This window comes from Shewanella pealeana ATCC 700345, assembly GCF_000018285.1.
GTDB lineage: Bacteria > Pseudomonadota > Gammaproteobacteria > Enterobacterales > Shewanellaceae > Shewanella > Shewanella pealeana.
This window is the reverse complement of the sequence record NC_009901.1, coordinates 3,465,048-3,487,398: the sequence shown is the minus strand read 5'-3', so window position 1 is coordinate 3,487,398 and position 22,351 is coordinate 3,465,048. Positions and strand designations below refer to the sequence as shown.

At 43.1% G+C, this 22,351-nt stretch carries 15 protein-coding genes and 1 riboswitch; of the genes, 12 read left to right on the top strand and 3 right to left on the bottom strand.

Annotated features, from left to right (window positions below; translation table 11 throughout):
• Positions 1-204: 204 nt before the first annotated feature.
• The 3 genes from SPEA_RS15085 (at position 205) to SPEA_RS15075 (ending at position 3,953) form a co-directional block, all read left to right on the top strand.
• Positions 205-954, top strand: coding sequence for an electron transfer flavoprotein subunit beta/FixA family protein (locus tag SPEA_RS15085; protein WP_012156078.1), 750 nt, complete (start codon positions 205-207; stop codon positions 952-954).
• Positions 954-1,877, top strand: a complete 924-nt coding sequence (locus SPEA_RS15080) for an electron transfer flavoprotein subunit alpha/FixB family protein (RefSeq protein WP_012156077.1) — start codon at positions 954-956, stop codon at positions 1,875-1,877. The genes SPEA_RS15085 and SPEA_RS15080 overlap by 1 nt, the downstream gene beginning before the upstream one ends.
• Before the next feature lie 195 nt (positions 1,878-2,072).
• Positions 2,073-2,294, top strand: a riboswitch (Lysine riboswitch).
• 78 nt (positions 2,295-2,372) lie between these two features.
• The gene (locus SPEA_RS15075; protein ID WP_012156076.1) at positions 2,373-3,953 is read left to right on the top strand and encodes a Na+/H+ antiporter NhaC family protein; all 1,581 of its coding nucleotides are present in this window, start codon (positions 2,373-2,375) and stop codon (positions 3,951-3,953) included.
• A 247-nt stretch (positions 3,954-4,200) separates the two neighbouring features.
• Here SPEA_RS15075 and SPEA_RS15070 read toward each other — a convergent pair whose 3' ends face one another.
• Positions 4,201-6,336 (bottom strand): M3 family metallopeptidase, encoded by a 2,136-nt coding sequence (locus SPEA_RS15070; protein ID WP_012156075.1) that lies wholly within the window; start codon positions 6,334-6,336, stop codon positions 4,201-4,203.
• A 379-nt stretch (positions 6,337-6,715) separates the two neighbouring features.
• Between SPEA_RS15070 and SPEA_RS15065 the strand changes: the two genes are divergently transcribed.
• The 4 genes from SPEA_RS15065 to SPEA_RS15050 all read left to right on the top strand — a co-directional run bounded on the left by SPEA_RS15065 (position 6,716) and on the right by SPEA_RS15050 (position 11,195).
• Positions 6,716-7,294 carry a thymidine kinase gene (locus SPEA_RS15065; RefSeq protein WP_012156074.1) on the top strand — a complete coding sequence of 193 codons (579 nt, stop codon included), beginning with the start codon at positions 6,716-6,718 and terminating at the stop codon, positions 7,292-7,294.
• Positions 7,295-7,926: 632 nt separating this feature from the next.
• Positions 7,927-9,258, top strand: a complete 1,332-nt coding sequence (locus tag SPEA_RS15060) for a DUF3137 domain-containing protein (RefSeq protein WP_012156073.1) — start codon at positions 7,927-7,929, stop codon at positions 9,256-9,258.
• On the top strand, positions 9,245-10,507 hold the full coding sequence (locus SPEA_RS15055) for a DUF3137 domain-containing protein (protein WP_012156072.1): 1,263 nt from the start codon (positions 9,245-9,247) through the stop codon (positions 10,505-10,507). Before SPEA_RS15060 ends, SPEA_RS15055 begins: the two co-directional genes overlap by 14 nt.
• 121 nt (positions 10,508-10,628) lie before the next feature.
• The gene (locus SPEA_RS15050) at positions 10,629-11,195 is read left to right on the top strand and encodes a LemA family protein (protein ID WP_012156071.1); all 567 of its coding nucleotides are present in this window, start codon (positions 10,629-10,631) and stop codon (positions 11,193-11,195) included.
• Between the two features lie 523 nt (positions 11,196-11,718).
• Here SPEA_RS15050 and SPEA_RS15045 read toward each other — a convergent pair.
• Positions 11,719-12,756 (bottom strand): IS110-like element ISSpe4 family transposase, encoded by a 1,038-nt coding sequence (locus tag SPEA_RS15045; RefSeq protein ID WP_012154898.1) that lies wholly within the window; start codon positions 12,754-12,756, stop codon positions 11,719-11,721.
• 968 nt (positions 12,757-13,724) lie between these two features.
• On the opposite strand from SPEA_RS15045, the gene SPEA_RS15035 reads away from it, so the two are divergent.
• Positions 13,725-14,738 carry a hypothetical protein gene (locus tag SPEA_RS15035; RefSeq protein ID WP_012156070.1) on the top strand — a complete coding sequence of 338 codons (1,014 nt, stop codon included), beginning with the start codon at positions 13,725-13,727 and terminating at the stop codon, positions 14,736-14,738.
• A gap of 201 nt (positions 14,739-14,939) precedes the next feature.
• A complete protein-coding gene (locus SPEA_RS15030) occupies positions 14,940-15,647 on the top strand; it encodes a hypothetical protein (protein WP_012156069.1) in 708 nt (235 codons plus the stop codon).
• Between the two features lie 538 nt (positions 15,648-16,185).
• Here the strand turns inward: SPEA_RS15030 and SPEA_RS15025 are convergent.
• Positions 16,186-17,148, bottom strand: a complete 963-nt coding sequence (locus SPEA_RS15025) for a LysR family transcriptional regulator (protein ID WP_190272074.1) — start codon at positions 17,146-17,148, stop codon at positions 16,186-16,188.
• Between the two features lie 90 nt (positions 17,149-17,238).
• Here SPEA_RS15025 and SPEA_RS15020 point away from each other — a divergent pair, with 90 nt between their 5' ends.
• The 3 genes from SPEA_RS15020 (at position 17,239) to SPEA_RS15010 (ending at position 22,326) form a co-directional block, all read left to right on the top strand.
• Positions 17,239-19,581, top strand: coding sequence for a TonB-dependent receptor (locus tag SPEA_RS15020; protein WP_012156067.1), 2,343 nt, complete (start codon positions 17,239-17,241; stop codon positions 19,579-19,581).
• Between the two features lie 172 nt (positions 19,582-19,753).
• Positions 19,754-21,238: a PhoPQ-activated protein PqaA family protein gene (locus SPEA_RS15015; protein ID WP_012156066.1), complete on the top strand. Its 1,485-nt coding sequence runs from the start codon at positions 19,754-19,756 to the stop codon at positions 21,236-21,238.
• 185 nt (positions 21,239-21,423) lie between these two features.
• Complete coding sequence (locus tag SPEA_RS15010; RefSeq protein ID WP_012156065.1) at positions 21,424-22,326, top strand: alpha/beta fold hydrolase; 903 nt, start codon at positions 21,424-21,426, stop codon at positions 22,324-22,326.
• Positions 22,327-22,351 lie beyond the last annotated feature (25 nt).

The window sequence follows — 22,351 nt, the reverse complement described above, 5'->3', positions numbered from 1 at the left end:
TGGGTTAATAAATGTTTTAAGAGTGTTTAATTCAATAAAGGCTTATGTTGTGTCAAGCTGGGTGGACAGGTGTTTGAAACTTGGTTGACGTTAACGTTAACAGCACGTAAAGTGGCTTTAATTTCGGTAATAGTCGCAACAGCGTTATACCTGTGGCTCGTTACTTAATTTCGAACATTATAAGAGACGTAAGAAGGAAGCCCTATGAAAGTATTGGTGCCAGTTAAACGTGTCGTCGATGCCAATGTAAAAGTCAGGGTTAATGCTGACAATACTGGTGTTGATACCGCAAACCTAAAAATGGCGATTAACCCTTTTTGTGAAATTGCCGTTGAAGAAGCCGTTCGTTTAAAGGAAGCAGGAAGCGCCTCTGAAATTGTCGTATTAAGCATCGGCCCTAAAGCATCCCAAGAGCAGTTAAGAACAGCGCTTGCGTTGGGAGCAGACCGTGCCATTCATATCGAAACAGAAGAGGACTTAGTGCCGCTGTCGATCGCCAAGCTGATTCATGCTGTGCAACAAAAAGAGCAGGCAGAGTTGGTTATCTTAGGTAAGCAGTCAATTGACGGTGATAACAATCAAACCGGACAGATGCTTGCCGCTATTGCCAAGATGCCACAAGCAACGTTTGCCTCAGAAGTTAAACTCGATGGTGATAAGCTCGTTGTGATCCGTGAAATCGATGGTGGCCTACAAACAATCAGGTTGCCACTGCCAGCGGTTGTGACTGCGGACCTTCGTCTAAATGAGCCACGCTATGCCAAGCTTCCTAATATTATGAAAGCAAAGCGCAAACCTCTTGAAGCTCTGACACCAGCAGATTTTGATGTCACCCTTAAGTCTCACCAGAATATCCTTAAGGTTGCCCCACCAGCTGAGCGTAGCGGTGGTGTGATGGTTGCGTCTGTAGAAGAGTTGGTTGAAAAGTTAAAGAATGAAGCGAAGGTGATCTAATGGCAATTTTAATATTAGCAGAACACGATAACGCCAGTTTAAAGCTAGATACCGCTAAAGTGGTTGCATGCGGTCAAGCCATTGGTGGAGATATAGACGTATTAGTAGTCGGACATAACTGTGATGGCGTGGCAAGCGAAGCGCAACAGTTAACAGGTGTGCGTAATGTACTGCTTGCCGATTCAGCATCGTATGCCAATCATCTCGCTGAAAATATTTCTGAACTAGTGCTTGGCGTCGCGTCTGATTATGAGCATGTGTTAGCGCCAGCCTCAAGTTTTGGTAAAGATGTGCTGCCGCGAGTGGCTGCACTTTTGGATGTGTCTCAACTCTCAGAAGTTGTAGAAGTGGTTAGCAGCGATACATTCGTCCGTCCTATCTACGCCGGTAGCGTGCTTGCAACGGTTCAGAGCCTAGACGATAAGAAAGTGATGACGGTACGTTCGAGTGCGTTTGATGCTGTCGCAACAGATGGCAATGCAGAGCGTGTGCCCCTTGCCCAAGACATGGCGGCACAATCTGAGTTTGTTGAACAGAGCCTAACTGAATCTGAGCGTCCAGAGCTAGGCAGTGCGTCGGTAGTTGTTTCAGGCGGCCGTGCCCTAGGTAACAGCGAAAACTTTGGTATTCTTGAGCAACTAGCAGATAAGCTAGGTGGCGCCGTTGGTGCATCTCGCGCTGCAGTTGACGCAGGCTTTGTACCAAACGACTTACAGGTGGGTCAGACTGGTAAGATAGTTGCGCCTGACTTGTATATTGCCGTCGGTATTTCTGGTGCTATCCAACACTTAGCAGGCATGAAAGACTCTAAGGTGATAGTGGCAATTAACAAAGACCCTGAGGCGCCGATTTTCCAAATTGCGGATTACGGTTTAGAGGCGGATCTGTTTGAAGCGGTACCTGAATTATTAGCCAAGCTTTAATCTAATGATTATATCCTGTGCAACACCTATGCAGCGTGAAGTTGTTTCACACTAGTAGTCAGCTTGTTAGTGGATGTGAGTTAATTTGGTATTGTTCGTGATCTGTGTCACGATAAGCGGCTTTAGGGTAGCATCTCTAAAGCCGCTTATGTTTTTATGTCCGTCACGCTTTTTGAGCTAGCCTTAAATTGCGTCCTGAGAAGTAGAGGTGCATTAAATATCAGTATCGATAAGTAGGGTGATGCCGCTGATCTATCGAGAAAGGATTTGATGCCGAAGTGACATAGCATATCGGGGCTAGTTGCTGGGGCTGTGACCAAATAGGGACAGCACTGCCATAGTATTTCTTATCTGGAAGATAAGAATTTTTATATTAATGACGAACCATTAATATGGCTATGGAGCGCTACTGATAGGGCAGGTGTAAACAGATATCTATGCTATATCCCACCAGTTCAGTCGGCCTCCATTCGTATTTAGCGAAGAAATTAAAAAATGACAATTATAAGCTATGCCGATTCGGCTCTGTCGCTACTGCCTCCGGTAGTGGCAATCGTACTGGCGATGTTAACGCGCCGTGTTTTACTGTCTTTGGGTGTGGGTATCGTATTGGGGGCATTGCTGCTTACCGATTTCTCTGCCATGCAAACAGCGCAGTACCTTGGTGAAAAGGTGTCAGCTCTGGTTTGGGATGATGGCGCCTTGAACAGTTGGAACCTATATATTCTTGGTTTCTTAGTGTTACTTGGAATGATCACCGCGCTAATCACCGTTAGTGGCTCGGCCAGAGCCTTTGCCGATTGGGCTCGTACCCATATCCGCAATAAACGTGATGCTAAACTACTGACTATGTTCTTAGGTTGTGTTGTGTTTATCGATGACTACTTTAACAGCTTAGTTGTGGGTAGCGTCGCCAGACCACTGACCGACCGTTACTACATCTCACGCAGCAAACTCGCTTACCTGCTTGATTCTACAGCAGCGCCGATTTGTGTTATCTCGCCAGTATCGAGCTGGGGGGCTTATATTATCGCCTTGATTGGCGGCATTCTTACGGCTCACGGCTTCACAGATACAGGACACTTAAGTGTGTTCGTACAGATGATCCCAATGAACTTCTACGCCATTTTTGCACTCTTGCTGCTACTTTGTGTTGCCTTGATGGGTCTAGATATTGGTCCAATGCGCCAACATGAATTAAAAGCGCAGAAGGGCGAGCTTTATGACGAATCTAAAGGTCTACCACCAGGAGCCAATTCAGACTTACCAGAAGCGGATACCGGTAAGATCATGGGGCTATTCCTACCTATCACAGTATTAGTGTTTGCCACTTTCTACTTTATGGTTAGCAGCGGCGGCGATGCGCTAGCGGCAAAGGGCCAAGCATTTAGCCTAATTGGTGCATTCGAAAATACCGATGTGGGTTCATCATTGTTCTTCGGTGCTGCAATTGGTCTAGCGGTTACTTTAGCTTTGGTTATCTACCAAGGCGTAGAGAAATTGATGATCGCTAAAGGGCTGTTTGAAGGTGCTAAGTCGATGCTACCTGCGATTTATATTCTACTGTTTGCTTGGACAATCGCCGGTGTGATTGGTCAGCTTGAAACCGGTAAATATATGGCGAGCTTAGCAACAGGCAATATTCCTTTTGCTATGTTACCTGCCGTGCTATTTATTCTTGCAGGCCTAACCGCATTCTCGACCGGTACCAGCTGGGGTACCTTCGGTATCATGTTACCAATCGCTGCCGATATGGCGATGGGTAGTCATACCGGAATGATGCTACCTATGCTTGCGTCAGTACTCGCTGGTGCGGTATTTGGTGACCACTGTTCACCGATTTCTGATACCACGATTTTGTCGTCAACAGGTGCAAACTGTCACCATATTGACCACGTGATGACTCAGTTACCTTATGCCTTAATCGTTGCAGGCATTAGCTTGGTAGGTTACTTAGTACTGGGCTTCACTGAGTCAGTAACAGCTGGCCTAATAGCTTGTAGCGTACTGTTTGTGATTAGCATTATCGTACTGCGCATCAAGGCATGTTCGCCAGATGCAGCGTGTAAACAGTAAGGGTTTATAATCTAAATTGCATGAGAAGGTGATTCTATACTGCTAGCGCTATACTGCTAGCGCTATACTGCTAGCGCTATACTGCTTGTATTAGTCGCTGCTTATAAAATCTAATCGACTCTCCTAAAGCCGCTCCTTATCGAGCGGTTTTTTTGTGGGCTGAATTTATCTAGCTCAGCCATAAAAAAAGCTCCCTTTAAAGGGAGCCATTTATCATGACATCGGCAAGCAATAAACTGACTTAGCCTTAGTTTAAGCCACGACGCTCTAACAAGGCATCGGTTGTTGGCTCTTGGCCTCTGAAAGCCTTATAGGCATCCATAGGCGCAACGGTGTTGCCCACTTCACGAATGGTCTTTCTAAACTTCATACCTATTTCGCGATTTAAGCCGCCCTGTGTTTGTACGTAGGCGAAGGCATCTGCCGCTAAGATTTCACTCCACATATAAGCGTAGTAGCTTGCAGAGTAACCACCTGGGAAAGCGTGGGCAAAGTAGGTCGACTTATAGCGAGGTGGAACCGCAGCAAGATCGACGCCGTGCTTCTTAAGCGCTGCCGCCTCAAAGCTGGCAACATCTTGCAGTGGGCTACCGGCCTTGAGTGTATGCCATTCAAGATCTAAAAGAGCGGCAGACATATACTCTAAGGTGTCGAAACCTTGGTTAAAGCTGCGCGATTTTAATAGCTTGCTGAGTAGCTCCTGCGGGATAGGCTCACCCGTTTCATAGTGCTTAGCATAGTTGGCTAATACTTTTGGATGTGCAGCCCAATCTTCCTCGAAGGTTGATGGAAACTCAACAAAGTCACGTGAAACCGCGGTACCTGAAAGAGTTGGATAAACGACTTTCGAGAACATGCCGTGGGTGCCGTGGCCCATCTCATGGAACATGGTAGTCACTTCATCGTAGCTGACAAAAGTTGGCTCGCCTGCTGGCGCCTTCTTAATGTTCATCACGTTAACGACAACGGGCTTGCTATTAAGTAACTCCGACTGCGTCACGAACGAGCTCATCCATGCACCACCTCGCTTGCCTTCACGAGAGAAGTAATCGGCATAGAAGATCGCCATGCTGCTACCATCTTCATCAAACATCTCGTAGGCTTTCACATCTTCATGGTAAACAGGCAGATCAGGGCGTGGCTTTAGCGTTACGCCGTAGAGCTCTTTGAGGGTAAAGAACACGCCGTCTTCAAGTACACGGTCAAATTCAAAATAGGGGCGGATGGCGTTCTCATCTAGGTCGAACTTCTCTTTACGTACTAATTCGGCGTAATAAGCCCAGTCCCAAGGTGCTAGCTCAAAATCGCCGCCAGTTTTGTCGATCATGGCTTGAATATCGCTGGCTTCTTTTTGCGTGTTCTTAACAACAGCTGGCACCATAGAGCCAAACATCTTATAAACCGCTTCTGGGGTCTTAGCCATCTGTGGCTCTAGGCGATACTCGGCCCAGTTTTCATAGCCAAGCAGCTCTGCTCGCTCGGCGCGCAGTTGGGCTAGACGAGCAACTAAAGAGGCTGTTTCATTATCACCCTCAAGACCACGATTAGCAGAGGCTTGCCAGATCTGTTGACGCAACTCCCGGTCTTGTAACTGAGTCAAAACGGGTTGGCGAGTGGTATTGGTAATATTAAGTTGATACTTACCTTCATGGCCTGCTGCTTTTGCATCTTGTGCTGCTGCGCGGATAGCGCTGTCAGACAAACCAGTTAGTAGCTCCTTGCTGTCGACGACGACGGCAATCTCTTTTGTCTGGCGCATTAAACGCTGAGCAAACTCATTGGTCAGAGTCGATTGCTCTTCATTGAGCACTCGGATCTGCTGTTTTTGATCTTCTGTGAGCTTGGCACCAGCGCGAACAAAGCGCTTGTAGTAAACCTCGACTAAGCGATTTTCTTCCGCTGATAAGCTCAGATCCGCACGTTGTTTATAGAGGCTCTCAATCCGTTTAAATAGAGCAGGGTTGAGATTGATATTATCTGAGTGGGCGGCCATTTTTGGGGCCATTTCGCCCTGTATTTTGCGCAGTTCTGGATTACTGTTCGATCCAGTTAAGTTGTAGAACACTTTTGAGGTACGGTTGAGTAGTTCGCCGCTTTTCTCCATCGCCACAATGGTGTTTTCAAACGTTGCCGCCTTAGGGTTGTTAGCTATGGTTAAGATCTCTTGATAATGCTCTTTGATCCCAAGCTCTAGTGCAGGCTGAAAATGCTCATCTTTTATCAGAGTGAAGTCTGGCGCCTCATATTGCAACTTGCTTGCTTGAAGGAATGGGTTTTGACTTTGCACCATCTCTACCGACGAACTTTGAGACGGAGCTGTTGATGAGCAGCCACTCAAGGCTAAGGTGGCGGCAATGGCCGCAGCAATGATTGTCTTATGCATAGATTTTTGACTTCCTTTATTATAATTGTGCTTTTAATCTAATATTTGAGTATTAAACGTGTCTTAATTTGATTGATTTTGTGCGCAGATGCATGGTTTTGTGTGAGTTTTGTAGTGTTTGTCACATAATGTGGTGGTGAGTAACTAAGTGTTTGCACTATGGTTTATGCCTATTTCAACATTCAAAATAGTGAGATTTAACCACTTTAATAAAATTCTAAGCTGTACCTGCCAAAGTTCACTCAAATCTAAGTACATTGTCAGGCGCAGATTTTTATCGTTTTCTCGATGAAAAGCGTCATTGAATGGGGCCTGTAAGATGATTTTTTATTGTGAATAGTGCTAAACTAGCGCCGAATCCACCTTTAAGGACATTAGTTTGGCGCAGCTATATTTCTATTACTCAGCGATGAATGCGGGTAAATCAACTTCGTTATTGCAGTCTTCTTATAATTACCGCGAACGCGGAATGCATACCTTAGTGATGACAGCGTCAATTGACGATCGTTATGGTGTGGGTAAAGTGGCTTCACGTCTAGGTATCGAAACCGACGCTCAAGTCTTTGGTAGCAACGATAATCTGACTCAGATGATCAGCACTAGCCACGCCGAAAAGACCTTACACTGTATATTGATTGATGAATCTCAGTTCTTAAGCAAAGAGCAGGTTAAGCAATTAACTTATGTAGTCGACATTCTCGACATTCCAGTGCTTTGTTATGGCCTGAAAACTGACTTTCAGGGCGAATTATTCAGTGGTAGTCAATATTTGTTAGCTTGGGCAGACAAATTAGTTGAGCTAAAAACCATTTGTCATTGCGGCCGTAAAGCCAATATGGTGGTGCGCCTCGATGGTAATGGTAAGCCAATGCGTGAAGGTGAGCAGGTGGCGATTGGTGGTAACGAAAGCTACGAGTCTGTGTGCCGTAAGCACTTCAGGGAATTTATCTGGGATTAGGTTTTATACCAATCAGTATAAGAAGTTGATCTACTCAGAGCGGTTTTTGGCAAACTAATTCAAGGCGAATAGTTGAAAGAATGGTTATTCCCTTGTGAAGCTGTTCAACGCAGAAGTAGGCAGCCAAAAACGCTCCAGAATGGCGAGTTTTAGCGGCTCTGATACTGTGTTAACGAGCTTAAACGTAGAATAACTATGCTCTTCACTCGTTGCCTAGCCTCAGAACCGCTAAACTCTCGCTGAGCGACCAAATCTTTATAGTGATTGGTATTACTGAGTCCAGAGAAATAAAAGAGGTTAACGCTGTTATGGTGTTAGCCTTTTTTATTGGTCAACTTCTTTGAATTTTGCCGATTAATACCTGCCTGAATGAAAGCTATCATCGCTATCAGGGAGTGAAACCTTAAGATCCTTGCTATTCGATATATCTGTGATTGCTTCTTTATAGCCCACATAGCGTAGAGACAGAGTTAATAACTAAAAACTTGTGTTTAATTATAGGTTAACGGACTTAAGTCTCTGTTGTTATTGCCGCCTTTCATTATAATCCCCGTTTATTATACGGCTCTAAATCTAACCTTGTGCATGTAGTAAAAGGATAGAAGTAAAAGGAAAGTGGTAAAGGACACACAATGCAGCATAACCAAATAGTTGCCAAGCATATTGCCAAGTTACGCAGTGATGTAGATGCAGCTAGTTCACAAGATGATCTGCTCGATATCATCACTCAAGTTAAACATCATCCTGGGCCGTTAGATTACCGCGATAAGATCACCCACGGGATTAAGTGGTTACTGATCAGCGCTAGCGTCTTGTGTATCGTCTTCATCTTTATGCGCCTCTGGTATGAACAAGTTGAGCCATTAGCTAAGTTAGTGATTGATTACTCTTGTTATTGGCTTCCAGTAGCGCTGAGCACATTGTTAGTCAGTTTTTGCCACGAGCGCGGATGGCTACCAATACCCGTGCCGGTTAGCTTTGCTTTGCTGGTGGCGGCAATGGCTCTGGTGACAATATATGTACCTGAATGGCCAGAAGCCTATTGGACTGCGCTGCGTATTTTTGGCTATGTGATTAGTGTTGGAGAAATTGACAACCAGCAGTTTGCGTTGTGGTTTATTCTGATCATCACCAGTTCAATCACCTGGGTATGGTTAGATTATCGCGCTAATTGGCGTAAACATCTTTCCGATAAAATATTCCTCTGTGACGCGTTATTTAATAATGGCTTAACACAGAGTAAGCCTGCACCCGAAGACAAACTAGATGCACTTGTAAAGCAGTTTGCAGAGTTTCGTCGCGGTAGTGGCACGCGTGATATAGAGCAGATGTTTGAGGGGCAATATCAAGGTGAGCAGCACAGCTTTAACTATAAGCTTTATCACTTTCAATATACGGTAAAACGCACTCAAACTAGTTCTGATGGTAATGGCGGTTATAAAACCAAAACCGTGCATGAGCATCGGGACCGTTACGGTATGTTGCTCGATTTTCCATTCGCTAACGGTTTGTGCCTAGATGCTGAAGACGAGGTAAAGCTTAAAGGTTCGGTTTATCAAGAAAAGTATCAAACAGAGTCAAATGCATTTAATGACATTTATCGAGTACAGGCCTGCGATAAACTCACCGCAGCACGCTTTTTAACGCCCGCAATGATAGAAACCTTACTCGATCTCAACCGCAATTTTATCTCGCCTATGGTAGAGATCGCCCCCGATGGCCGTTTGTGTATAGCCTCTACCAGTAAGCTGATTATTGAAAAACGTAAACATTCACTGGCAAAGCCAGATGAATTTTATAAGGAAATTGCCGGCCATACCGAGTTAAAGCGGGTGCAAAAACTGCTTGCAGCGATCCATGAGCTTATGCGTCTGTCGGATAACAATTTTGTAAGTGATGCGAATAAAACAACTGACTCAACGCAATTAAATGATAGGGAGATCAACACTCATGCTGGCTTATAACGCTCAAGTGACTCGCAATATTGCGGCTATTCGCGGTGATGTTGAAGCAGCAAAAAGCCAAGATGACTTGATAGCATTAGTGCATCGAGTCGAGCACCATGAGGGGCCACTAGATTACCGGGATAACTGGTATCGTTTTTTCTGCGCGCTTTCGTTGTTTTTCGCCTTGTTGCCGATAGCTTTTGAGTTGGGGTTAGTGGTCCCCGATTTTGTGATGCAGATCCTTAAAAGCGCACTGGGCTACAGTGTGATCTGGTACCCGATGTTGGGCTTAGCAACATTAACCCGCTATTTTGAAGACAAGGGTAAGTGCTTACCTATCCCCGGCCCACAATGGGGACGGATGCTATTGATGGCAGCTGTGGGCGCGGCGCTAAATCTTATCCCACAATGGCCGCATTGGTATTGGGATATGTATTTCGATACCTTAGCCTCGTTTTTGGGCTTGTGGTATCCGAGCTCAGGTTTTGCTGCCCATAATGGCGTGATAGGCGTAATTATACTGTTTTGGCTTAGAAGCCGAATGAAGTGGCGTAACAAGCTGTCGGATAACATCTTTTTAAAAGATGCGCTGTTTAATAATAATCTACAAGCAGTGCCATTTGAGGGCAAAAAGCTGGCTAAAGAGTTAGAAGCCAGTTTTAAAGAGTTTGATCGTGGTAATGATCTACGAGAAATTCAAAGCCTCTATAAAAGCACTTATCAAGGCGATATTCATCAATTTGATTATCAGCTGTATCGTTTTCACTACATTGTAAAGCGCACTGAAACCACCACTGACGCTAATGGTAAAACCACTACGCGAACGGTTAGAGACAGCTACTATCGCCACGGTGTGTTATTAGATTTTCCGTTTGCAGAGGACATGAGTATTAGCAATGACTTTGGCATTAAACGCCGAGGTGAACGCTATAAAAGTGCTTCTAATGAGTTTAATCGCCAATATCGAGTGCATGCCAAGGAGTTGATGGTTGCAGCACGTTTGCTATCGCCTGCGGTTGAAGAAAAGCTCGCTGTATTTGCTAAGCAGTTAAAAAAGCCAGTATTTGAGTTCGGTCAACAAGGACGACTGTGTTTGGCGGTAACCGATGACTTACTAGCGGTTAAACGGGTACATGGTTTAGATAATCCTAAAGCCTTTGCCGAAGAATTAGCAGGACATACCGAGTTAAAGCAAATGAACCAAATGCTCGAAATAGTGCACGAGATGATGCGATATAGCGATAACAACTTTAAGGTCAGCGCTTAAATAGGTGGCAAGGTATTTAATCGTTTTAAGCCCAAAACAATTTACCCAGTTATACCCATTCGGTTATAGCCAGTGAGTTATACCCTCTACTAGTCAAAGAAAAGATAAAAAGGAAAGTTAAATGGATAGTTCAGTAATAGGCTTGATTGTTGTTGCCGTAGTGGTCGTCGCGATCATCATGGTGTACAACGGCATTATCGGTAAACATAACGCTGTGGATCGCGCATGGGCGTCGGTACTGACTCAAGAGCGCCAGAAGAATAAGATTATTCCTCTGGTTGAGCAGTTAGTCGAGCAATATAAACTGCACGAGTCTGAAGTATTAACCAAGGTGACTGAGCTACGTAGCGCCATTGCTGATATGAGCGCCGGTGTTGATACCGCAAAGCTCGCAGCAGCTGAGCAGCGCACCAATGAGTTATTGCAAGGCCTTAAAGTCACAGTAGAAGCTTATCCAGAGCTTAAAGCATCTGATGTGTACATGAAATTGATGGCAGAAATTAGCGAGCAACAAGAGCAGATTGGTGCGGCAATTCGTATTTTCAACGCCAATGTAGAAGACTTTAACAACGCCATTGAGATGTTCCCTGGCTCGCTTATTAATAGCATCTTGGTACGTAAGCAGAAAATCGCAAGCTTTAGTGATAGTGAAGCACAAGCTGGGTTTGAGTATAAACCTAATTTATAGCCCATTGGCCTGGGCTTTAGCCCTAGTAGGGTATCAGGCTGCGCCTGAACTTAAGCAATCAAGCTGCGCTTGATAAACGTCGTGGGATTCCATCCCACACCTGGGCAAGAGGGGGGCAACAGCTTCCCCCTCTTGACCATCACATTGTCTCTGATCTGGCTCTACGGGGAAACGTGTTCTTCATTTTAGCTTCATGGCTATCAATCGCCTCCAGCGGGCATGTGCAGATACTGCTGCGAGACGCTGTAAATATGTCCCTATACGCTCTGCGGTTTCATCCCTGAAACCGAAGCCCGCAGCCGTATCTTATGTGGACTCCCCTGTGTCAACAACAAACAGGCACTCTTAAAGAATAAATGCGAACTTATGTACGAGCTCTCAATTGAGTAGCGAACTCAGGCTCTATGATATTTACGCGAACCAGTTGATAATTCTACACGACGAGTTCAAGACTCTTTGATACGGGCTACCTTAACTGGCTGATTTTAATCTTCGATTGTGCATTTTTGTTGTTTGAACGCTTTTACGCTGAAATTAACTCTGCTTTATATTCTGTACCCTGTGTAAGCATGGCATAGGCAGTTCTGACCGTCTTATTGGCTAACGCCACCGCGGCGCATTTCTTACCCCGTCGCTCAACCAAAGCCTGAACCCAGCGCTCCTTCGTCGTTTTGGGTTCTCTTTTGACCATTTGACTAACCGCTGACAACGCACCTGTGATTAACTGGCTTCTGAGAATGCTATTCTTAACGTGTTTTCCTATGGACCCCAGTTTGGCCTTTCCACCTGAAGAATATTGAATCGGCGTTAATCCAATACAGGCAGATGCATCTTTTCCTGTGGAAACAACACCAATATCAGCGCAACCTAATGCGATATAAAGATTAATAGCATTGAGAGTACCCACCCCTTCAATTTTTAATAGTTTTTTAGCCTCAGGATGAGTGTTAAGTGACTTTTCCAAGCACTGGTCATAAGTTGCTATAGATGTGACGACAGCTAAATACTGTTGCCAGGCCGCCGCAAGAGCGTTACGAAACTCAGAAGAAAAATCATTTTCAGCGTCTTCTAACGTTGATTCAATCACACCGCGTAAGCCGCCATGTTTGGTTGACGTCATCAGATTAAACTCTGCTAATAATGAAGTGAGCTGGTTAGTCATCGCCGTTTTTTGTTTAATAGCCAGCTCTCGTAGTCTCATAATAGATTGCAGTTGCTGCTGCTCGACTGATTTACCCGTGATGAAGTTGACCTCGGGCAAGAGTGCCGCCTGAACAATCGCTAAAGCATCATTTTTGTCTGTTTTTTGATTTTGCCTGACAGCTGAGACTAACTTTGCTGAAATTAACTTAGCCTCATGGCCAAACGTCATTGCTTTTTGTTTCCAGTAATTAGACATTCCACAAGCTTCGAACACGATGGTTACGGTGGCAAAGTTAGCCAGCCAGTCGATAAATTCATTCGGTGTCATTTCAGTATTTGAGTGCACCTTGTTATTTGTGAAGACACAAACTTGAATTACATTTTTAGCCAGATCAACGCCAACAATCGTACCTTTCATTTTAAACTCCGAAATCTCGTGAGAATTGACTTATACCGTAACGAATTAAAGAGTGGGGAGTCCAATTATCTACACGGGATAATTGGTGGAACCTTTTGGCTGTAGCTGTTCGGTTTCTAACGAGGAAATGCCCCAAAACGATTTAGCGATAGAAATTTTCGACCGGAGAACTGCAATAGCGCCTTATATTTTCTAATGTCTTGGGCACTCAGATCTGACTTTAAAGTACTAGATAGATATACAGTTATAATTGTACGTTGATGACTCGTGAGTAAAGTGAGCAAAAATCGGGTGATTTATGCTCGATAAACTTCTAGTTTTTTGATAACTTATTGAATTTACAATTATTGGTAAAAGATTGTAGAGACCTCTCGACATCAAGATGCTCACTTTTGCGGGTTTGATATTAATAAAATTGGTCTTATATTTTAGTTTTATCAATATAAAACAGTCGGTTGCCTTGTTATGGTTGCTGCTAAGTTGAATTTTAGCCGGAAGATTATCGAGCAGCTAGATAATAAGCTGTTAGTTGCTTACTATGAATAAAACTTGGAACATATTTTTCGGTACATTGTTGTGGCTTTTTGCCTGCTATCAATTATATGTTGCTCTTACAACTGGCACTATGATTTCAAGGGCAGCTGATGTAAGTATTTCAAATTGGTCTGCTCCGCTTTTTGTTCTGCTATTTCTGTTGTGGTTGGCGGTCTTTCTATTCCCGTTTTACTTGGCAGGGGCTCGGTTCCACAAAGCGGTAATGTCATATGGTGGTAACTACAACAAGAACACCATAAAAAGAGTAATATTGGGGCCTAGAAAATAAATGCAACTAACAAGTTTAGCCAGCATGGCCCAGCCAAAAAGACGGCTGGTCTGGACCTCGCTTTGCTCGGCCGCTGCTAAAGGCGTTAGCTTTCGTATGAGGAACGCTTGAATGTCAGTGGGTGATTATAAAGCATAGGAATGTCATGACCTTAGTTACAATATATTACGACACAGCGTTTCGTTTTGAATGTGAATTAAATATAGATTATTTAAAGTTGGGTGATGCCATATATGTGAATGAAAATACTAAAGAAGTAGCCTTGCACCCAAAGAAGAAGTTTGAAAAATATTATATTGGGCACATTGCAAAAAAAAGCTGCGTTATTCAAGTTCATGACGGATCACTTAATATCGAAGGTGAAGTCGATTATATCTTTGGCGAGTTAAATGGTCACTTTGTAGAAAATAAAGTATCAAAGAATGTGGTTCAAAAATCCGTTATGTATTCTGCTAATAAGATTCGTTCAAAGCAGTTACATAAAACAAGGGAGCTTGAGTGTCAGCAATTTAGAAAATGGGTGCGAGTTCTTAACAGAATGGATTTGTGCAGAATTCTTATGAATCCTGATGTGGGCCGAGGATTGTCTTCTCATTGGTCTCCGCTGATAGAATATCACTGTCTTACTTGTTTCGACCTACTGGGTCAAAAAGAAAGATATACTGATTTTGGAGGCTGGATTAAAGGGAGTAAGTATAAATCAGAAAGAGACAACGTTTTAATACCAACAAACACAGCTCAAGACAAAATAGCAGAGCTATACCATTCAGAATATCAGAGGTTATATGGAGTCAAAAACTCCTTTTTTAATTTCATTGATAACATACTTGATAAAAATCATCTGAATGAACTGTTGAACTCTATAAGAATTTATCAAAATGGAATTAATGACGATACTTCCGAATTTGGCAATGAAGCAGATAAGAAGAAGTATTTGTATGAAGTTAGAAACCTATACACGCACAATTTAGAAGCGCAATTTGGTGTGCACCCTGATTCATTTCCGAGTGGCATTCCTAATGCTTGGAATTGTAGAAAGCAAATTATTAATCAAGGCAGCTTCAACACTTATGCAGTATATGGCTGGCCTAATACGCTTATAAATACTGTTATGAATGGCCTTAAAAGACAAATTGAACAGTATTCGGAATACAATTAAAGCTAACAAGCAAATTAATCAGGACTAAAAACAGCGGGCTGTTCGCTTCGCTCCATTTTAGCCCATTATTTGGGCGTTATAAGCCATGAGAGAGTTTATCTCAGATTCGGGGCTTCATTCTGTTAAACTACGTTTTAATTGTCATCACAACCCTTACTCTTAGACTGTGGCTGAGTAATAAAAATAAGGTGTATTTAGGCTATGTTCGCGAAGCTAAAATCATGCAAATCAATATCCTCACTGGCAATAGTCTTTAGTCTTAATATTTCAGTCTCTTCAAATGCCCACGCAGACGTTAAACAAATTTCAGACTTAACCCACTGTAAAAATGTGTCTAATGCATTTAAAAATGATCCTGCTGTGAAATGGTCTGATCACGTAAAGTCTTTGAATCACCCTACTCAGGCGAGAGAAGTTAAGGTTCTCTATCGTGAGGGAGCTGTGCTTGGTTGCCAAGCTATAATATGGAAAGGTGACAGCATAACTATGAGTCGTAGTCCTCTCTACACTCAGCTAGACTTTTCTACTGACAAGGTCAAAGTTAAAGTTTATCACGCTCCTATACCAGCACCGTCGTTGGTAGCTAAGCGTAAGGCTATTGCTGAGGCTAAACAAAAAGAAGCTAATCAACCTGTAAAGCCATTGTTTACCCAAGAAGAACTGGCGGCAATGAAAGAACATGACGAACAGATGGAGCAAGACAAGGAGCGCTTTGGTCCAATTTGCAAATCTACAGCCCAGGACTTAGCATCAAAGCTCTTAGGTGACCTACATCATGTAATATTTACCTATAAACAAGGTGACTCTATAAATTGCAGTGCAGTGATTATCTCTGACGGGAATATCCAAAATATAGGTATTAAGAAAGACCTAAATAGCAACAAGTACACTTATAGAAGTCAGCGATAACTATTATTGTGACTTCAAAAATGGCTTATAACAAAGCATTTAAGAGTGATTCGCAACGCTTGGCGCTTTCGCTTCGCTCAAGTATAGCCAAGCGCCGCTCACACCTTAATGCGGCGTTACCTTATATCCGCTTGCCATATTTTCCCTAATGAGATTCATCACTTTAAGAGTTTTAACTCTAAGCAATTCCTGTCCAGAAATGAGTTTGAAACATCTGAGATAACTAATTCGGAAGGATGATGATTCAGATGTCGGTACGGCTGTGGGCTTCGGTTTCAAGGATGAAACCGCAGAGCGGCCAAGGACGGCTTTATAGCGTTCCACAGAAGTAGCGACATCTGAGCTTACTGCGAATTGCAGCCTTTATTCGCGGTGAATAGCTTTTGTCCAGAAATGAGCTAGCCCCTTAGTTGTAACGCTGTGATCACAAACTATCTTTCAGCTCTTAACGCAAAGGTTGCGCTTTTCTAACTAAGTGTAAATGCGGCCATGACTGATTTAATATGGGTGGTTATTAATTTAATTTGAACGATGGCATTCACATTGTACATTTGCTTATTTTATTTTGACTTTCGTTGAAAAAATATTCTTCACATAAGCTGATAAATTTCTCCGCCATCGGCGAGCGTTGTCGCTTACTCAGCTCAATTACGGATAAATCGATTGCCATTTCTTTGACTGATAAATTAATTTCAGTTAATTCTTTATCTACTACTTCACGCTCAAAGATTGGTGCTGGCGCGATAAGCCAAGCGTTCGAACTTAACACTATATTTTTCAATGCTTGATAGTCGGAGCACATAACCGATGGCAGGGAAGGGGAGGTTTTAGTGAACTTTTCAAATAGCTGATACAAGGGATTTGAGAGAGAAAGCTTAGTGGCACCGATGAGTGAGTAGGGCAGTAAATCTTGCCAAGTGACGGTTGCAAGCTTATTCACAGGATGGTTATTATTGACAATGATAGACAGAGGGATTGATTTTAGTCGGGATACTTTTATTTGTTCAATATTAGCGTAACTACCAAAACCCGCAATGATAAAATCGAATTCACGTTGTTGTAGTCGCAGGGTAAGCTCTTCTGGGGTTCCTTCGATAATTGAAAGCTTTACCTTTGGATATGCAGCAACAAATATTGGTAGAATATTCTGACAAACTAGACCACTGACCGCTCTACCTATTCCAATCTTTAATTCGCCTTCTTCTAACTTCCTGTATATATCTGCATTATGCTTAATGTCATCTAATCCGTACAGAACTTGCTGGCATTGTTCAATGATTTTTTTGCAAAACGGTGTTGGTATTACCCCTGTTTTGTGCCGCTCAAATAACACCACCCCTAAGTTCTCTTCCAAACTCATAAGGCTTCGAGTTAACGCTGATTGACTAATACATGCTAACTCAGTGGCAGCTTGAATTGATCCGGCTTTTTTGATCGCTACAACATGTTGGAGCTGTTTTACTGTTAGCATAGAATTAACATATCTATTCATGTTTTGCATGGGTAGCTCAATATAACTCATTATTAATCATGAGTGAAAGAGGGTAGGTTCAAAACAGAACGAAAATTATTCAAATTGGGGTTAATAATAATGTATAAAATCAAACCAATTGTTACGGCTATTTCATTCGCTATGGCTAGCTCTTTGTCGCCAGTTATAGCACAAGAAAAAACAGAAGATGAAACCGTCAATGACTCAGAAATTGAAGTAATTTCTGTTATGGCAACGAAACGTGCACAATCTATTCAAGAAGTGCCTATTTCTGTGGTCGCCTTCAGTGGTGAAGACATGGTTAAATCAGGCATAGAAGAGGTGGCTGATCTTGGCGCATTTACCCCTAATTTATATGTATCAAAATCAAGTATGCAAGTTAGTCAGACTATAGGTATTCGTGGTGTAGGCACCTCTTCTAACGCCGCTTTAGAGCCAAGTGTTGCCACCTACATTGATGGGGTATATATGCCTCGGCCTGGTGCTTTACTGGGATCATTTACAGATATTGAAATGGTTGAAGTATTACGTGGCCCGCAAGGGACATTGTTCGGTCGTAATGCGTCGATTGGTGTGGTGAATATACGAAGTAAATCCCCAGAGCTTGGTGAAAATTATACTGATATCTCCATGGGCGTAGGTAACTTTGGCGCACTAGATACCGCTATTACGGCCAATGCTAGCTTAACCAATAACTTAGCGGTGCGAGGTAACTTAAACTATAGCGCTGATGACGGTTACGGAGAAAACTTATACGATGGAAACGACAAGTTAGGTGAGAATGACAGTAGCCTAGCAAGATTATCTTTCCTTTATCAAGCGTCAGATGATTTTAATGCCTTAGTAAAATTTGATTATCAAAAGCTTAACGGTACGGGGTCACCGATAGAAGTTTTACCTGAATCAGCAACACCAGAAAGGCTTCAAGTGCTCAATTACTTAGGAGCAGTGCCTGATTTATCGGGGATAGATGGGGTTGTTAATCAAGTCCATGACGATAGTATGGAAAGTTCCCAGTGGGGCACCATGCTGGAAATGAATTGGAACAACCTGCTTACAGATTATTCTATTAAATCAATAACTTCATATAGAGATTGGAGTAACAATACCCTCGAAGGTGATATAACAAGGCTACCACTTGATTTAGCCGCCAGACAATCAGATTATTCTAGCCGTTCATTTAGCCAAGAGTTACAGTTTATTTCGCCAATTGGTGAAACATACGACTACATTACCGGTGTGTATTTTAGCAAAGAGAGTTATAGCATTGATCAAACCTTTCATTTAGGTGCGGCTTTCTGTCCTGTTGGCGTTGGCGCATCGCTTGCTGGAATGCCACCCGCTCTTATCCAAGCGACAATCACTGCTTGTTTAGCAATGCCGCAAGAAAATGCAACCCCTGCAGCTTTCTCACAAACAACAGAATCCTTGGCGGCTTTCTACCAAGGTACTTGGCACTTGAATGATAAACTAGATATTACTGCAGGTATTCGATACACCGACGATAGTAAAAGTGCTGATATGCTGGTCGCACCAACAAACCTTGTCGCTGGCGCTCTTTTAGCAGGAGCAGAAGATCATCAGCTTAGCTTTGATGACTCACAAGTGACTTGGTTATTAAACAGTAAATACCAGTTTGACCAAGACTTAATGATGTTTGCAACAGTTTCAACTGGTTTCAAATCGGGTGGCTTTAATTCTGTTATGACACAAGGCGGACTGACGGCCGATGAGCGAACAATAGACTCAGAAGAAGTAATTAATTATGAAATTGGGGCAAGATCTACCTTATTTGAAGGGGTCATGACAACTAATGCTACATTGTACCGAACCGAAATAGATAACTTTCAAGACCGCTCTTTTAAAGGCTTAAACTTTATTACCAGTAATGTTGGTAAATTAAGGCAGCAAGGGTTAGAGCTCGAAATGAACGTTTATCCCACCGATGAATTAACCTTGAGAGCTTCATATGCTTATTTAGACTCAGCATTTCTTGATTACAAAGACGCAACCAACCTCCCGGGTATACCCGGTCCACAAGATTTAACAGGAACACCGAATAATCGTTCCCCTAAAAATCAATTGAGTGCCTTTGCTGAATATGCGGATACGTTTTCAAGTGCGAATTTAGGTTGGTATGCACGTATTGAATCAAATTGGCAAGATGATTCTAATGTTGGCTCAACTACAAATAATAATCCTCAGGATATTCAAGAAGCTTTTGCTTTAACCAATATCAGACTTGGGCTTTTAGGCAGCAATGAGGATTGGAGTGTGCAACTTTATGCTGAAAATGTGACTAATGAATCTTATTGTCAAAATACCTTTAACCAACCTTTTGGTGATCAGTTTGGTACGGTAAGCAATGGTGGCACACTTATTCGATGTGTCATGGGAACACCAAGGACCTTTGGTCTTCGCGCTAGCTACCACTTTGAATAAGTTTTTTCGTTCATCACTTGGGCGTTAGGGGTACTTAGTACCCCATTTTTCTATCATTTTAGGGGGTTTGTGAGCAAAACTAAACCCGCTGTTAAAGTCGACTCAGACACTTTATTGAGATTAACTAATCACATGACGACTATTTCGTATCAACTAAAAAAAGAGCCATAGAATGAAAAAAGCACTTCTTAGCATTGTAGTTTTCCTTATCTGCGTAACGCTCACTCTCTTTCTATCTCGTGGAGCAATAAAGGACTATCTTTCATACCGCTTTATTGGCCCAGCCAGTTATTTTGACTTGGATGAAATCAAGGACCAATCCACGTTAGATGTGGAGATCAAGCAAGATAAAATAGTTGATAGTCAGTCACGTCCCGGCGAGAAGGTCAGAGTCATTAAGCTCTCTTTTACCAGTCAGAAATGGCACGGCTCTACTTGGAGGCACCCTGCAACTATCTATGTTCCTGCTAATTACCAAGGTGAGGGGAATGTCGGCATCATTGCCACCAATCGTGCTTTCAAAGGTCAACATGAAACAGAGAGTACAACAGGGGGTCATCAAAATCAGGTTGTAGAATCTAATGTCGTGCCTGAACACTTGCGTCACCTTTTTGAACGTCAAAAAATACCGGGTACCGAATTAAATACTGAGGCCGAATACGCTGAAGTAACCGCGATAGACTTGAATACACCGATCATGATATTTCCAAACCCTGCCACGTTAATTTTTGATAAGGACGAAAGTAATTTGATGGGTTATGGCTTACAAATGGCGATAGACACATTTGATTTGAGCTGGATTGGTTATGTGCCTATTGCCACAAGTTATTTAAAAGCAATTACCTTGCTTGAGTCGATTGAAGGGATAGCAGCAAAAAAGGCCGTCATTATGGGCTGCTCTAAACGTGGTTTTGCCTCGTCAATCGCCTTAGGGGCTGGTGATGATCGCTTAGCCGGTGTTATGGCAACCTGTTATTACGGCGGTAATGTGCTTTACGACATTATGAGAAAGTTTGAATCGTTTGGCACTGATATTGGTGGTCCTGCTGTTGAAAGAGACGGGCCGGCATTTCAACCAGCTGATAAGCTCTTAGCAAAAATGAATGGACCTGCGGGGAACTTGGCTACCATGGCTTTTGACCCTTATCTCTGGAAGAAAAAGATTAACACACCTTATTTTGTCGCTCTGGGTACCAATGACGAGTTCTTTGGACTAGGTGCACCCAACGGTATGATGAGTGAGCTTAAAGGCGACAAAGCGTTTTTATATGTAGATAACCTACGTCATTCATGGGTTTCAAAGAAACACTTACATTCATGGCGCACTTGGCTAGCTCATGTATTTTATGACCGCAAACTGCCTACAGTCGAAGTTGAATCACAAGTCGAAGGGTCGAAAGTCAATGTGATTGCAGATGTTGCATCTTCAAATACCTTGAAGCATGTCCGCTTGTACTACTCCGTTAACCGCTCATTAGACTGGCGCGAAGCTAAATGGGAATTTAAAGCCATGAAAATGGTCAATGGTAAATTTCAGTCACAGCTTGAAAAAATTGACGGTAAAAACCTAGCTTACTATGTTGAGGTTGAAGACTTCCATGATAAAGGTGGTATCGGCTACTCAAGTTCTTTGGTAGAGATAAACCGAGCGAACTAATAGATAAATCCAGGTTTAATTTCAAACCTGAATGATATTGCGGGCCTAGCAGGCTAAAGTCCATGCCCGTTGTATCCCTGCCTGATATTTCGAACCATTAGCAATCCCAAAACAGAAGCCGTTACAGTGCTTCGGGTCATTTCTGGTTCACCAGTTAATAACGCACCTCTAGTAAAGGTTAAATAATGAAAAAACAATTACTGCTAACCGTGTCCGTACTCTCTATTGGCTTGCTCGTTTATCTAGGATTGCTGTATCCCTTTGCCATGCTTGAAGCAAGAACCCCCGTAGGTGAAACCCAGTCTATGATTTTGGCCAATGGCAATCGTATGACATGGCACGTATCTGGTACTGGGCCGCGTATAACGCTTGTTGCAAGTCTTGGGCGTGAAGCAAGTGACTTTAATGAACTGGTTTTAAGCCTAAACAAAGCGGGGTATCGTACCCTTGCCGTTGAAGCGCCAGGTATTGGAGGTAGCGAGCTGATTGAAAAGCCGATCAGCCTGTATAGACTAGCTGATGACGTCGCACAGATTGTCCATCACGACATCGCAGAAACTGGAAATGCTGAGACGGTTTTATTAATCGGTCATGCTTTTGGCAATAGGGTAATGCGCGCGACAGCAAGCAAGTATCCCGATATTGCAAAAGGCGTTGTGTTAATTGCTGCAGGTGGTCAGCGCGAGGTAGAGCCAAAGGCCAAGCAGGCGTTACGTAATTCAATCACGCCGTATCTGACTGCATCCCAGCGTGAAGAGGCTATTCGCTATGCATTCTTTGCTGAAGACAATGAGGTGCCGGACTATTGGTTGCGAGGCTGGTATCTGCAAACAGCTCTGCTTCAGGTCTCTGCAGTGGAGCATACCGCTGACAAACTCTGGCAGCAGGCTGGTGGCTTGCCTATGATGATTCTGCAAGCGGAAAGAGACACTATCGCCCCAATCAAAGATGCTGCAGACTTGCTAAAGGTAAAACTTGGTGATCAGCTAAGTGTTGAGATAATAGAAAATACTGGCCACGCCTTACTGCCTGAAGCCCCTACAGACATAGCTCGAGCAGTATTGATATTTGCTAAAGGCCTACAATAGTTTGAAGAGATCTTTTCGGAACTGG